Consider the following 12,907-nt stretch of genomic DNA (forward strand, 5'->3'; position numbering starts at 1 on the left):
ATGCTATTATATATTTGCGCACTCATTAACCTATGGCACCCGCAATATCTTTTGATGACACCTCAGTTGCCTTTTCCTACAAATCGGACTCGGCTCTAAAAAAAGCTAATTTTATCTTTTCCATGGTAAATCATCCATGGTTATCGGCAATGGCAACCAGTTCTGTTAAGCTGGCCTTAAAACTGAATTTGCCTGTTGAAGGAATCATCAGGAAGACCGCTTTTGAGCATTTTTGCGGAGGCGAAACAATAGAGAACAGTGCTGCTGTTATAGATCAGCTAGCCAGCTTTAACATCGGTACCATACTCGATTATTCTGTAGAAGGAGAGAAAAGCGAGAATGGATTTGATAAAACCATGCAGGAAACCCTGCGTACTGTTACTACAGCCAGTCAATCGGGTCGTATTCCTTTTACCGTGTTTAAGGTAACAGGCTTGGCTTCTTTTGATCTCCTGGAAAAGATTCAGGCAAAAAAGGAACTGACAAAAGCAGAAGAAGCAGCATTTCAAAGGGTTCGTTTTCGCGTTAACAAAATATGCCTCGCTGCTCACAGAGAAGGCATTCCTGTGTTAATTGATGCCGAAGAAACCTGGATTCAGGATACAATTGATTTGCTTGCTTATGAAATGATGTCATCCTATAACAAGGAAAAAGCAATTGTATTCAATACCTATCAGCTGTATCGAACACAGTCCTTATCAAACCTTAAAGAGGCCGTAGCGAAAGGAAAGCAACAAGGTTATTTTTTGGGTGCTAAAGTCGTTAGAGGCGCTTATATGGAGAAAGAAAGGGAACGCGCCTCTCAATTGGGGTATCCAAGTCCTATCCAACCCGATAAAGAAGCCTCAGATAATGCATTTAATGATGCATTAAAGTTTTGCGTCGAGAATTTAGATCGGGTCTCAGTAATGTGTGGGTCGCATAATGAGCAGAGTAATCTTTTACTCACACAGCTCATGCATGAGCGCAGTATCGCCGCTGAAGATAAGCGAATCTGGTTTGCTCAGCTCTACGGAATGAGTGATAATATCTCCTTTAACCTCGCCAAAGCAGGCTATAATGTAGCCAAGTATGTGCCTTATGGTCCTGTAAAAGCAGTGATGCCTTACTTGTTAAGACGGGCAGCCGAAAATACTTCTGTGGCAGGGCAAAGCAGTAGGGAGCTCACTTTAATACGCAAAGAATTAAAGCGAAGAAAACTAGCTTAACAATTCTCATTTTTACCTCTGCCTAATTCCATTATTTTTGCCAGTCAATTGCAAAATAAGTATATGGCATTAAGCGAACAGGAAGTTATCCGCAGGCAAAAATTACAAGACCTTGAGAAATTAGGGATCAATCCCTATCCGGCAGAATCATTTGAAGTAAATGTTACTGCTAAAGATATTCTTGAAAATTTCGATCCGGAGAAGGGCAACTACAAGGCTGTTTCTATTGCTGGCAGAATTATGGGTACCCGCGTAATGGGTAATGCTTCCTTTGTTGAGCTTCAGGATGAAACAGGCAGGATTCAGGTATATCTTCGTCGTGATGACCTCTGTCCTGGTGAAGACAAAACACTTTATAACACGGTATTTAAAAAGCTTCTCGATATAGGCGATATTATCGGTATTACTGGCTTTGTTTTTAAAACACAGGTTGGTGAAACATCCATCCACGCCACCAGTTTAAAGCTTCTTTCAAAAGCATTGCGACCTCTGCCAATTGTAAAAACTACCAAGGATGAGCAGGGTAATGTTACAATGCATGATGCCTTTACAGATCCAGAGCAACGCTATCGTCAGCGCTATGTAGACCTGGTCGTTAATCCGCACGTTCGCGATACGTTTGTAAAAAGAACGAAATTGGTAAACTCGATGCGTTCTTACCTTAATAACAAAGGATACCTTGAGGTTGAGACGCCTATTCTTCAACCTCTTTACGGCGGCGCTGCGGCACGTCCTTTTAAAACGCATCACAATACGCTTGATATGACTTTATATCTCCGTATTGCAAACGAGTTATACCTGAAAAGACTCATCGTAGGTGGTTTTGACGGCGTTTATGAATTCTCGAAAGATTTCAGAAACGAAGGAATGTCTCGTTTCCATAATCCTGAATTTACCCAGATAGAACTCTATGTTGCGTATAAGGATTATAATTGGATGATGGATCTGGTAGAGGAGATGATTGAAAAGGTAGCCTTGGATCTTCATGGTACTACTGAAGTTAAGGTTGGTGAAAACATAATCAATTTCAAGAGACCATGGCAACGCTTTACCATGTTTGAGGCTATTCAGCATTTTACTGGTATTGATATAACCTTTATGGATGAGGAACAGCTTCGTGAGACGTGTAAGAAGCTTCATGTACCAATGGATAACACCATGGGTAAAGGAAAACTTATTGATCAGATCTTCGGTGAGAAGTGCGAGCCTAATCTTATTCAGCCTACCTTTATTACTGATTATCCGGTAGAAATGTCGCCATTGGCAAAGAAACACAGAAGCAAGCCCGGCTTGGTTGAAAGGTTTGAAGCGATCTGTAACAGTAAAGAAATTGCTAACAGTTTCTCTGAGTTAAATGATCCAATCGATCAACGTCAACGTTTTGAGGACCAACTTGAACTGGGTAAACGTGGTGATGAAGAAGCCATGACACTCGATGAAGATTTTCTGCGTGCACTTGAATACGGAATGCCACCAACAGCAGGATTAGGTATAGGTATTGATCGCCTTTCTATGATTATGACCAATTCACCTTCTATCCAGGATGTGCTGTTCTTCCCGCAAATGAAACCTGAAAAGGCTTCTTCCCCTGTTGCAGCGCAAGAGTTTGCAGAAGTAGGAGTAAGACCTGAGCTTATCCCTTTATTACAGAAACTCGGCATTACTTCAGTAGCACAGATGAAAGAAATGAAGGCATCTAAGCTTTTTAATGATGTTTGTGGTATTCGTAAAAAGATGAAGCTGGAGAATATTCAAAACCCGACATTGCAAGAGGTGGAAGGATGGTTAAAGTAATAACCTTCGGGTTTACCTTATTGGCTTAAGTTCTGAAAGTCGTTAATTTAAAAGATATCACTAAAGGTTGTAACTACATTGTAATTTCAAGCGTAGTTGCAGCTTTTTTTACGAGTTGTATAAAATCATTTTCAGTGATAGGATAATCAACTTCTGTAAGTGTTTCGCTTTCTTCAAAAGGAATTACTTTAGAACGTGCCTTAGATTTGGTTTTGCTTATTAGTGATCCTTCACCGTCAAAAACATAAACATTTAACTTGAAGATAGCATTGTTTTGACTTGCCTTGTTCATGTTTAGTTTGCCGAAAATCTTGATGAAATAATCAAAGTTGCCATTCTTTAGTATTTTCAAATCCGAACCGCTCATCGTGTTTCTTTTTTCTCTTTTTTGATGATTGACATAGTCATCAAACATAAGAACCACTTCAGGTGAGTGCATGCTTTTCATATCATTGGCATGTAATCCCCGTTTAATAGCCTCAACCACTACATTATATATGTAGTGCCTGTCAATATTGGTAGTGTTAAAGCCTAAGTTTTTATAGGGAGATTTTCTATCTAGCTTTATTTCAAAACTGGTAATACCAGAGCTTATTTCTGTTTGTTGCGCTATTACCTGAATAGCCATTAATGATAATATAAGTAGCAGCGCGGTTTTCATGCCAGTACCCTATACAGAATAAAAATCGTGCCGCCGTTTTAGTAAAACGGTGAATGGTGATAAGTATAGCGGCGGTTTATTTGATCGCATTACCCGCAGGTACATCTGTTTTTTTAAGCCCCATTGTATATAGGGAACGATTTTGTTTGTAGAGATAATTACAAAAAATCAACTATGAAACAGCAAGATAGGGAACAGGTGTCAGCGACAGAAAGAACAACGATACCGGTAGTTGAAGAGCGGTTAAGGGTTGGTGCGGAAGTGGTAGAAACAGGAAGTGTTCGTTTGAAAAAAGACGTGGAGGAAAAGGAAGTGGTAATTGACGCATCCTTGGCCCATGATCATATTACAATCGAAAGGGTGAAAATTAATCGCCCGGTAGCTACTCCTCCGCCTGCTGTTCGGTACGAGGGCAATACGATGATTGTTTCGGTTTTAAAGGAAGAGGTGGTTGTTCAGAAACAACTTGTATTGGTGGAAGAGTTACACATATCTAAAGAGTCGGTACAGGAGCATTCTGAAACTCCTGTCAAACTCAGAAGAGAAAAAGTTTCAATAGAACAGGGGGAAGCGGGAGCAAATACTTAAGCAAGCGTTGCGTATTTGAAGTGAAGAAGTAGTAATGGACAATTAAATCAAAAGTTAAAATCATGTCACATACGATAATTGGAATATTTGATAGTTCAACAGAAGCACAGAATGCCGTTGAGAACTTAAGTGCTAACGGCTTTACAATAGACCAAGTAGATATTACCTACGATAACCAACACAGCGTGCTTGAAAACGTAGACAATGACAACGAGCCTAACGGGTTCGGAGAAAAGATCAGTAGGTTCTTCAAATCTATGTTTGATAGTGATGAAGAATCAACACGTTACACAAATGTGGCTCGCCATGCAGCTATTGTGACCGTTGTTACTGATACCAATGAAGAGGCACTGCGGGCAGCAGAAATTCTAGACAGCAGTGGGGCTATAGATGTTGATGAACGTTCAAGACAAATCAGGGAGTCGACAGAAAGACCGCATCAGGATCTTGTTTCTTCTGCTGATGGTGCTTTAACTACCGACGCTTTAAATGATGATCCAGAACCTGAAGAAACTGTAGGGACAAGAGATAGAAATGCTATTGATACCAATCAAACAATTCCTGTTATAGAAGAACAACTTCATGTAGACAAACGTGAAGTTGATAAAGGAACTGTACGGTTGAGAAGTCGTATTGTTGAAAAACCTGTTGAACAGATTATCAGGTTGCGCGAAGAGCGTGTTACGGTAGAGCGTAACCCTGTGAACAGGCCAGTGCGTGAAGGTGATCTCAGTAATTTTCGTGAAGGAGAGATTGAAATAAAACAGAGGGCAGAGGTGCCTGTTGTTAACAAAGAAGCTCGCGTTGTTGAAGAAGTGAATGTAAATAAAGAGATAAGAGACCGAGATGAAGTAATCCGCGATACCGTGAGAAGAACAGAAGTTGATATTGATAATGATTCAACATTTAACAAAGGCGAGTCATCGCTTGATCAAAGTCGAAAATAACTAATACCTTTTAAACTTTCTTAGATAAAAAAAGCGGTGGTAACACCGCTTTTTTCTTTAGTGCGAATCCTTAAAACCTACTTAATTTCAAACTGTGCTACAATCTGTGCCTGTAATTTTATCTTCCTGAATCCTGCCGAAGATGGTTCTGCTTCATCCTGACTTTGAGCACGCATTGTTACGTTTGCTTTATACTCCATCATTGGCTGAACAGGCTCTATCTCCCAATCTCTAACCATAAGTGGCTTACCTACTTCAGCACCTATAGCTTTAAGTAGAGTCTCAGCCTTCGCTTTTCCTGCCTGTAATGCTTTTATTTTTAAGTCCATCTTAATCTTGTCAAGGTCAGAATGGCTTAACCGGGTAATATCTACAAAATCAATTTTTACTGACTGCAGTTTCTCAACCAGTTTTTCAAGCTCTGCTGCGCTTGTTAGTTTAATCTGATAAGTCTTTTCTCTAAAAGCGTCTTTCTCTTTCTTGCCTAGCTTATCAAGTTTTGATCCTACATCAGCCAACTCAAGTCTTTTACGATCAATGCCTGCATCTTTAAGCGCATTTAAAAAATCCTTATCTAATTTCTCAAGCGAAACTTTCTCCCGGTTTTCTTCGAATTCACGAAGTCTTATGGTAGTATATATTTCGTTAGGTTCTATTTCCTGTTGTGCTGTGCCAGTTACTTCAATAAAATGCTCACCTTTAAAAACTTCATTTTGTGCTATACTCATGAATGGAATAATAAGGAATGCTAAAAGCAAGAATCTGATTTTCATAAAGAGATTTATAATTTATTATGTGGTTAGACACAAATTAGGTGCCGGAAGTTGTAGTAGATGATAAAAAATAATTCAGTGCTTTATTAGAAAGAGAAAACAATTTCATTGACTTTTCGTAGCTGACAATCTTACTACAACTTCAATAGAGCAGGTAACTCTCTAAAAACATTTTTCGATGTTCATCTCCATCAATACGTGACTATAATTTGAATTACCTTCTTCGAGTAAATCATGATATAGCAATCCTTTCTGATAACTTCTTTATAGTTCCTGATAATGCGTATTGATTTAAGGTTAGTTTACTGTTCATAACCTTTTGCTATCGCCGAATTAATATAAATGTTATATAAGCGATATCAATATTTATTAATGGTATATTAATTTTGTCTATCATCGGTTATATATAAAACTGAAATCGGGATGAACTTACAACAACTCGAATACATTGTTGCTCTTGATATTTTTCGGAACCACGTAAAGGCTGCCGCACATTGTCATGTAACACAGCCAACATTGAGTATGATGGTGAAAAAACTTGAGGATGAGTTGGGTGTTAAAATTTTTGACCGATCGCAACCCCTTAAGCCAACACCATCGGGGGAAATGGTACTGCATCGTGCCAGGCAGATCCTCCAGGAAGTGAAAAACTTGAAGGAGTTTATCAAAAATGAAAAGGATTCAATTGAAGGAGATTACCGTCTGGCTGTTATACCAACGCTTGCTCCCTACCTGCTACCAAGGTTCCTCAATGAGTTTTTGAAAAACCATCCGGGAACATCTTTTACTGTGATGGAGATGCAGACGGATGAAATTGTAAAGCAGCTAAAGAATAACCGACTTGACATAGCCATTCTTGTCACACCCATAGATGATAAGGACATTCGAGAGATCCCTATTTTTTACGAGCCTATTCTTCTATACACCTCAGAAGATCTTAAATACTACAACCAGGAAAAGGTTGATCTGAAGTCACTAACTGCTGACAACCTTTTGCTGTTGGAAGAAGGTCACTGTTTCAGAGGGCAAGTAATGAACCTATGTACGGCCAAAAGTAAAAAGTCCCATCATCAGTTAAATTATCAAAGTGGCTCCTTTGAAACGCTTAAAGCCATGGTCGATAATAACTACGGATATACCTTAATTCCTGAACTTGCTGTAAATGCGAAAAATAAACACGTAAAACATTTTACCTCGCCTGAGCCTGTTCGGGAAGTAAGTCTTGTGGTAAGCAATGGTTTTGTAAAAGAAACCTTACTTGAAAAGCTACGAGAGGCTATACTTAAGTCGATCCCCCAGCATTTCAAAAAGAACGACAAGTACATTCGCGTACGCTGGAATTAAAGTAAGGCCTGTATAAGGCCCTAAAATCCCTCTAAACCGGTATTCGGATTTAGCCCTGTTTGTCTACGATAAAACCTTACGCGTGGGGATGAGGCTGTTACAAGGCTGCCTTTTCTGTTAGTGAAGCTTTAGTATGGCTATAGTCGTGCTTCTGTCATTCTTCTGTAATCCTTCTGCCAACCTTCATAAAAACGCGTTTTTCATGAAGAATCATTGAATTTACAAAGCAGTATCACAGAATCTGCACTGATGCCACAAGCCAGCCATTCAGAACCAACAAGGCCTCATCTCCGCAATACCTATAATTTGCAATTATTTAATCGATCGTCAGCACCTGGACGTTGGTGCCCATAGCTCGCATAAGCTTTACTTTGTCGAGAAATGGTTCTTTATTAGAAAGGTTTATTGTGAAAGAAAGTAAACATTCATTATTATACTCCTGGTTCATGATTGTAAGATCAAATTCTTTAACCAGACGCATTACATCCGGCGTAGCTTCGTAAGAGTATTGAATGTTCAATTGTACGGTTACCTGGTTCTCGATAATAATGGCACTAGCAATTGCATCTTCAGCAGCCGTTTTGTAGGCAGTAACTAATCTTCCTACGCCAAGTTTAACGCCACCAAAATAACGGACAACTACAATCAATACATCCGTGAGGTTTTTTGAGCGGATCTGCCCTAGAATAGGGTCTCCCGCTGAATGGTTGGGCTCCCCATCATCAGATGCGCGAAAGAGTTTCTTTTCTGGTCCTAATATCCAGGCATAGCAGTGATGCCGTGCATCAAAGTATTCTTTCCTTAAAGCCAGTAGTTTTTCCTTTATGTCTTCTTCTGTTTTTACCGGATAAGCAAATGACAAAAATTTGCTGCCCTTTTCTTTATAGATGCCTTGAGCAGGTGCTTGAATAGTTAAATAAGAAAAGACCGGCATTTTGTAACGAAATAGCTTGATTTTGCGTCAAATAAAAGAAATGCGTTCAGGTGATGCAACCTTTAATCGCATCTACTGTCTTCTTATAAAATCAATCATTAATTCCTATATGAAAAAATATACACTTATAATTCTTGTGGCCTTGGTGGGGCTTACAACTTCAGTTTTCGCACAAAACCGTGAAACGAGGAGTGTTGCCAGCTTTACAAAAGTAGCATTTCGTTTTCCGGGTAAACTTTATCTGAAACAAGGCAGTTCGCAGAAGGTAGAGCTTGAAGGTGAGAACGATGTGTTAAAAGAAGTGGAAACAAAAGTAGAAGATAATAAGCTAATAATTGGTAAGGAAGGCAAGTGGTCGGATTGGAAATTTGGGAGCGATGATAAGATTACTGTTTATATAACTATTCCTACTATTGAAGGTGTAAGTGTAGGCGGATCTGGAGATGTGATAGGTCAAGGAAAAATTACTGGAAATGATTTTGACTTAAAGGTAAGCGGTTCTGGTTCTCTGCAACTTGATATTGATGCAAAGGGAGAAGTAGAAGCCGATGTGTCAGGATCAGGAGATATAGATCTTAAGGGTAAATGCAGAAGTTTTGAGAGTTCGGTAAGTGGGTCAGGTAAAGTTGTTCTTGCCTCAGCAATTAGTGAACGAGCTGAGTTTGCTGTTTCGGGTTCAGGAAAAATACAAGCTAGTGGTTCTGCGGAAAGTGTAAAGACAAGTATCAGCGGATCAGGAAAAGTTCTTGCTGCAGATTTGGAAGTAAAACGTTGTGTTGTAAAGATATCAGGGTCAGGAGATGTTGAAATAAGCGTTAAAGATGAACTTGATGCTTCAATTTCAGGAAGTGGAAGTGTTGCTTATCGAGGCAACCCGAGCAAAATAAACAGCAACGCATCAGGAAGCGGAAAGGTTAGAAAACTATGATTTAAACGTTAGTGATAAACCATTGAGGGCTGTGTAAAGTTTTACTTCGTTTTGTAAGAATGAAGGACTTTTACACAGCTCTTCTTTTTGATGTACTTCTCCAATGTAATAACTTATGGTTTTACCAGTTCCTTGTGCTTCGATGTCGCAGGTTTTATAAGGACGTACAGAAAAGCCACTAACGAAAGGGAGCTGCAGATGATGAACACCACAGGAAGATTACCTGTTTGGTTACTGTAAATTAAACCGGAAGCAAAGGCACCAATACCTATTCCAAATTCCATGAAAATATAAAGAGAAGCAATCCCGCGGCCTTTGTGGTTCGTATCACTTAAATCAGTAGACCATGCAAGTAGTGTTGGTGACGTAATACCCTGGCCTAATCCATATAGAAAGACACCTGATATTAATTGTAGTGGCGTCGCTGCGAAGGCGATGACAAGCATGCCTGCGGCTATAATAAAAGACGATACTTTCAGAACATTGGCGCGTCCATAATGATCGGAAGCTTTGCCTCCAATTAATCTTACGGTAAGAGAAGCAATGGTCAAGCAAGTAAACAATAATCCCTTATTACGAATGCCAACATGTTCTCCAAAATCAGGGAGTAGCGTAAAAGCAGCACCATATGCATAAGCGCACAATGCCATAATAAGACATGGCATAAGTACCCGAGGTTCAAACAAATCATGTCTTTTTATTTTCAGTAGTCCTAATCTGAACCGCGTCTTCTCCGTTGCAGTCTCTTTTAAGTTAACAACAATCGTTATGGCTATAAGGGCAAACAATGATGAGCAGTAGAACATCCAATCCAACCCGAAATTATTAGCAATTACTCCGCCAATAGCAGGCCCGCTTGCTGATCCTAATGTTCCGGCTGTACCAAGCAAACCCATTGCTTCACCTCGTCTCTTTGCAGGAATAACATCTGATAAATAGGCACTCTGCCCTGTAGGTGTAAAACCGGTAGAGAAACCATGGAGTAAACGTAATAAAAAGAATGCACCCACTGAACTTAGGATGGGATAGACGAGGCTGCAGAGTAAGCAGACTGCTGAACCTGCTATGATCACCGGCTTGCGTCCTATCCTATCAGCTAGCTTACCACTAAAGGGGCGTGAGAGCATCGCTGTAACAGTAAACAAAGAAATGATAAGTCCTTTGTATTCGGCGCCACCAAGGTGTGTAAGATACGATGGTAGTTCAGGAACGATCATGTTAAAGCTCCCAAAAAAGAGAAGAGAACTCAGGCATAACAGCCAGAATTCTCTCCTGTAAGTTCTTTCGCTCGTATTTAACGCGCTCAAGCTTCTTGTGTTTGCTCCTGCGCTCCCAGTAGAAATGCCTTGATAAAATCATCAAGATCCCCATCAAGAACATTTTGTGCATCTGTTCTTTCTACAGCCGTGCGGGCATCTTTAACAAGCTTGTAAGGATGTAATACGTAGTTTCTTATTTGGGAACCAAAATCAATCTTCATTTTGCCAGCTTCTATTTTATCACGTTCTGCATTGCGCTTCTCCATTTCGAGCTGATAGAGGCGTGACTTTAACATTTGCATAGCCTTTTCTCTGTTGGCATGCTGAGAACGTTCTACCTGGCATACAATTACAATACCGGTAGGCTTATGCGTAAGCTGAACTTTCGTTTCAACTTTGTTTACGTTCTGTCCACCAGCTCCCCCTGACCTTGAAGTTTGTATCTCTATATCGGCAGGGTTGATCTCAATGTTAATGGTATCATCAACAACAGGGTAGACAAACACAGAAGCAAAGGAGGTATGACGTCTTCCATTGGAGTCGAAAGGCGATACCCGAACAAGTCGGTGTACACCTATCTCAGATTTTAGTTTGCCATATGCAAATGGGCCATCAAGCTCAAGTGTAGCAGATTTAATACCAGCAACATCACCTGCCTGATAGTCAACCTGTGTTACTTTATAACCACTCTTCTCGCCCCACATGATGTACATACGGTTGAGCATATCAGCCCAATCCTGACTTTCAGTTCCACCTGCACCGGGATTGATTTCGATTACAGCACTCAGCTGATCTTCTTCCTTGCTAAGCATCTTCTTGAACTCGAGTTCTTCAATCGCCTTTGAGGTTTTTTCGTACTCGCGATCGAGTTCGTTTTCATCTACATCTCCTGCTTCATGAAATTCATTTAGCACCTCGAGGTCGTCCAGCATTTTGCTTACTTTTTCATAAGCGTCTGTCCAAACCTTTTTGGAGCGGATGTTTTTAAGAATGGTTTCGGCTTGTTTAGGATTATTCCAGAAATCGGCTTGTTGAGTTATTAGCTCTTCGTCTCTTACTTCTACGCTTTTACGATCGTAGTCAAAGATACCTCCTTAAGGCGCTCACACGAGCCTTCAAGTCTTTCAACTGATCTGTTGTCATTGGTCGGTTTTGTTAAATTTCTTGCAAATATAATCGAATTGTAATCAAATGACTTCAGTATTTTTTTACAGGCCAGCAGGCTGGCAAGTACAGATTCAATACTGCTGTTAAAGTGGCTACGATGTAGTAAAGAGCCATAAACTAGTAAGCAAGCAATTGACATCAGTTGTCAATATAGGGAGAGATATAACCTCTCGTATCCGGCTGATAGAAAATAGAGCCTTTTTGCACCATTCTAAGCCTGTATTTATAGTTTATCTTTTGTGATTTCTTCCTGATTAACAGCATCGGCAACCCTACTGCAATGGCACTTAAGCTTGCAGCTGAAACACCGCTGTCAATAGAAGCATCATTTCCCTGTATTACGGTGTAGTTTAGTTGGTCGATCAGGAATAAGGCAGCACCACCAAATACCAAGGCACCGCCGATTATATTATACCTTCTCGTTTGTTTAAAATACAATTTTTCAATACGATGAAATGGAATGGTATCCCGGTGAGTTACCACAGATGTATCAGAAAGATTATTGACATAACTGGTTCTCTTTATTTTGCTGCCCTTTACCCTAAATACAATTTCATCTCCGGGGTAGAGCCGAAGGATCACATCCTGCTTCCTTAACAATACTAACTGTTTCTGGCCGTAGGCTGAAAATCCTAGCGGTAGAGCTAGCAAGACCAAAAGAAGTGTTTTCACGAAATTGAAATTATAATTGCTAAAGAAACGAAAAAATGAGAACTTCATTATCGGTAAAATCAGTATGTGAAATGGTGTCCCTACATTCTGGGTTTCCAGGGAGTTTCTTCAACTTTTAATTCAGCAGTCATTTCTCGGCAAAGCATAAAAAGGTAATCAGACAATCTGTTGAGGTATTTTATTACTTGTAGGTCTACTGGCTCATGCTGGTGAAGGGCAATGGTTAATCGTTCTGCACGCCGGCAAACAGTTCGAGCTACATGGCCGAAAGAAACGGATTGATGACCACCGGGAAGAACAAAAAAACGCATGGGCTCAAGTTCTGCATCAACTGCATCAATTTGCTTCTCGAGGTTGATAATGTCTTCTTCTGATAAATGGGGGATTTTTACTTTCGTATTTCCTGGTTCAGTAGCCAGAATAGATCCGATGGTAAATAGCCGATCCTGAATTTCAATTAAAATGTCTTTTCTTGTTTCATTTACCGACTGGTCGCGCAACACACCAATCCATGAATTTAATTCATCGATAGTGCCATAAGTATCTATTCTGAGATCAGCTTTTGAGACACGTTTGCCACCAAAAAGAGATGTTAAGCCCTGATCGCCCGTTTTTGTGTAAATCTTCATGTA

The 12,907-nt window shown here is 40.0% G+C and carries 13 protein-coding genes; 6 read left to right on the forward strand and 7 right to left on the reverse strand.

The features are described 5' to 3' along the window. The first annotated feature begins 32 nt into the window (after positions 1-32). Entirely contained in the window at positions 33-1,208 is a 1,176-nt protein-coding gene (locus KK060_RS02495) for a proline dehydrogenase family protein (RefSeq protein WP_254151842.1), read from the forward strand. A 63-nt stretch (positions 1,209-1,271) separates the two neighbouring features. Next, on the forward strand, positions 1,272-3,002 hold the full coding sequence (gene lysS, locus KK060_RS02500; protein WP_254151844.1) for a lysine--tRNA ligase: 1,731 nt from the start codon (positions 1,272-1,274) through the stop codon (positions 3,000-3,002). A gap of 73 nt (positions 3,003-3,075) precedes the next feature. On the opposite strand, the gene KK060_RS02505 is transcribed toward lysS, so the two are convergent. Then, a complete protein-coding gene (locus KK060_RS02505) occupies positions 3,076-3,663 on the reverse strand; it encodes a hypothetical protein (protein ID WP_254151845.1) in 588 nt (195 codons plus the stop codon). Positions 3,664-3,837: 174 nt separating this feature from the next. Here KK060_RS02505 and KK060_RS02510 point away from each other — a divergent pair, with 174 nt between their 5' ends. Next, positions 3,838-4,251 (forward strand): YsnF/AvaK domain-containing protein, encoded by a 414-nt coding sequence (locus KK060_RS02510; protein WP_254151847.1) that lies wholly within the window; start codon positions 3,838-3,840, stop codon positions 4,249-4,251. Between the two features lie 62 nt (positions 4,252-4,313). After that, positions 4,314-5,198 (forward strand): YsnF/AvaK domain-containing protein, encoded by an 885-nt coding sequence (locus KK060_RS02515; protein ID WP_254151848.1) that lies wholly within the window; start codon positions 4,314-4,316, stop codon positions 5,196-5,198. Positions 5,199-5,275: 77 nt separating this feature from the next. Here the strand turns inward: KK060_RS02515 and KK060_RS02520 are convergent, their stop codons facing one another. After that, complete coding sequence (locus tag KK060_RS02520; RefSeq protein ID WP_254151850.1) at positions 5,276-5,971, reverse strand: SIMPL domain-containing protein; 696 nt, start codon at positions 5,969-5,971, stop codon at positions 5,276-5,278. A gap of 423 nt (positions 5,972-6,394) precedes the next feature. Here KK060_RS02520 and KK060_RS02525 point away from each other — a divergent pair, with 423 nt between their 5' ends. Then, positions 6,395-7,315: a hydrogen peroxide-inducible genes activator gene (locus KK060_RS02525; RefSeq protein ID WP_254151852.1), complete on the forward strand. Its 921-nt coding sequence runs from the start codon at positions 6,395-6,397 to the stop codon at positions 7,313-7,315. Between the two features lie 316 nt (positions 7,316-7,631). Here KK060_RS02525 and KK060_RS02530 read toward each other — a convergent pair whose 3' ends face one another. Beyond that, positions 7,632-8,249, reverse strand: coding sequence for an IMPACT family protein (locus KK060_RS02530; protein ID WP_254151853.1), 618 nt, complete (start codon positions 8,247-8,249; stop codon positions 7,632-7,634). A gap of 109 nt (positions 8,250-8,358) precedes the next feature. On the opposite strand from KK060_RS02530, the gene KK060_RS02535 reads away from it, so the two are divergent. Next, the gene (locus KK060_RS02535; RefSeq protein WP_254151855.1) at positions 8,359-9,177 is read left to right on the forward strand and encodes a head GIN domain-containing protein; all 819 of its coding nucleotides are present in this window, start codon (positions 8,359-8,361) and stop codon (positions 9,175-9,177) included. A 113-nt stretch (positions 9,178-9,290) separates the two neighbouring features. Here KK060_RS02535 and KK060_RS02540 read toward each other — a convergent pair whose 3' ends face one another. The 4 genes from KK060_RS02540 to KK060_RS02555 all read right to left on the reverse strand — a co-directional run bounded on the left by KK060_RS02540 (position 9,291) and on the right by KK060_RS02555 (position 12,904). After that, positions 9,291-10,484: an MFS transporter gene (locus KK060_RS02540; protein ID WP_367397455.1), complete on the reverse strand. Its 1,194-nt coding sequence runs from the start codon at positions 10,482-10,484 to the stop codon at positions 9,291-9,293. Continuing rightward, positions 10,481-11,579, reverse strand: a protein-coding gene (gene prfB, locus KK060_RS02545; protein WP_254151858.1) for a peptide chain release factor 2 whose coding sequence is annotated in 2 segments (ribosomal slippage) — positions 10,481-11,518 and positions 11,520-11,579 — 1,098 coding nt in all. Because the reading frame shifts where the segments join, the coding sequence is not laid out codon by codon here. Before prfB ends, KK060_RS02540 begins: the two co-directional genes overlap by 4 nt. A gap of 162 nt (positions 11,580-11,741) precedes the next feature. Then, positions 11,742-12,275 carry a hypothetical protein gene (locus KK060_RS02550; protein WP_254151860.1) on the reverse strand — a complete coding sequence of 178 codons (534 nt, stop codon included), beginning with the start codon at positions 12,273-12,275 and terminating at the stop codon, positions 11,742-11,744. Between the two features lie 80 nt (positions 12,276-12,355). Beyond that, positions 12,356-12,904: a cob(I)yrinic acid a,c-diamide adenosyltransferase gene (locus KK060_RS02555; RefSeq protein WP_254151861.1), complete on the reverse strand. Its 549-nt coding sequence runs from the start codon at positions 12,902-12,904 to the stop codon at positions 12,356-12,358. Positions 12,905-12,907: the final 3 nt, after the last annotated feature.

Origin of the sequence: Chryseosolibacter indicum, from assembly GCF_018598585.1 — a bacterium.
Taxonomy (GTDB): Bacteria; Bacteroidota; Bacteroidia; order Cytophagales; family Cyclobacteriaceae; genus Chryseosolibacter; species Chryseosolibacter indicus.

What these genes read in the sequence shown, in the direction of transcription:
- KK060_RS02520 (WP_254151850.1), bottom strand. Translation starts at nt 5,971, where the DNA reads ATGAAAATCAGATTCTTGCTTTTAGCATTCCTTATTATTCCATTCATG.
- lysS (WP_254151844.1), top strand. Translation starts at nt 1,272, where the DNA reads ATGGCATTAAGCGAACAGGAAGTTATCCGCAGGCAAAAATTACAAGAC.
- KK060_RS02510 (WP_254151847.1), top strand. Translation starts at nt 3,838, where the DNA reads ATGAAACAGCAAGATAGGGAACAGGTGTCAGCGACAGAAAGAACAACG.
- KK060_RS02525 (WP_254151852.1), top strand. Translation starts at nt 6,395, where the DNA reads ATGAACTTACAACAACTCGAATACATTGTTGCTCTTGATATTTTTCGG.
- KK060_RS02495 (WP_254151842.1), top strand. Translation starts at nt 33, where the DNA reads ATGGCACCCGCAATATCTTTTGATGACACCTCAGTTGCCTTTTCCTAC.
- KK060_RS02535 (WP_254151855.1), top strand. Translation starts at nt 8,359, where the DNA reads ATGAAAAAATATACACTTATAATTCTTGTGGCCTTGGTGGGGCTTACA.
- KK060_RS02530 (WP_254151853.1), bottom strand. Translation starts at nt 8,249, where the DNA reads ATGCCGGTCTTTTCTTATTTAACTATTCAAGCACCTGCTCAAGGCATC.
- KK060_RS02555 (WP_254151861.1), bottom strand. Translation starts at nt 12,904, where the DNA reads ATGAAGATTTACACAAAAACGGGCGATCAGGGCTTAACATCTCTTTTT.
- KK060_RS02505 (WP_254151845.1), bottom strand. Translation starts at nt 3,663, where the DNA reads ATGAAAACCGCGCTGCTACTTATATTATCATTAATGGCTATTCAGGTA.
- KK060_RS02515 (WP_254151848.1), top strand. Translation starts at nt 4,314, where the DNA reads ATGTCACATACGATAATTGGAATATTTGATAGTTCAACAGAAGCACAG.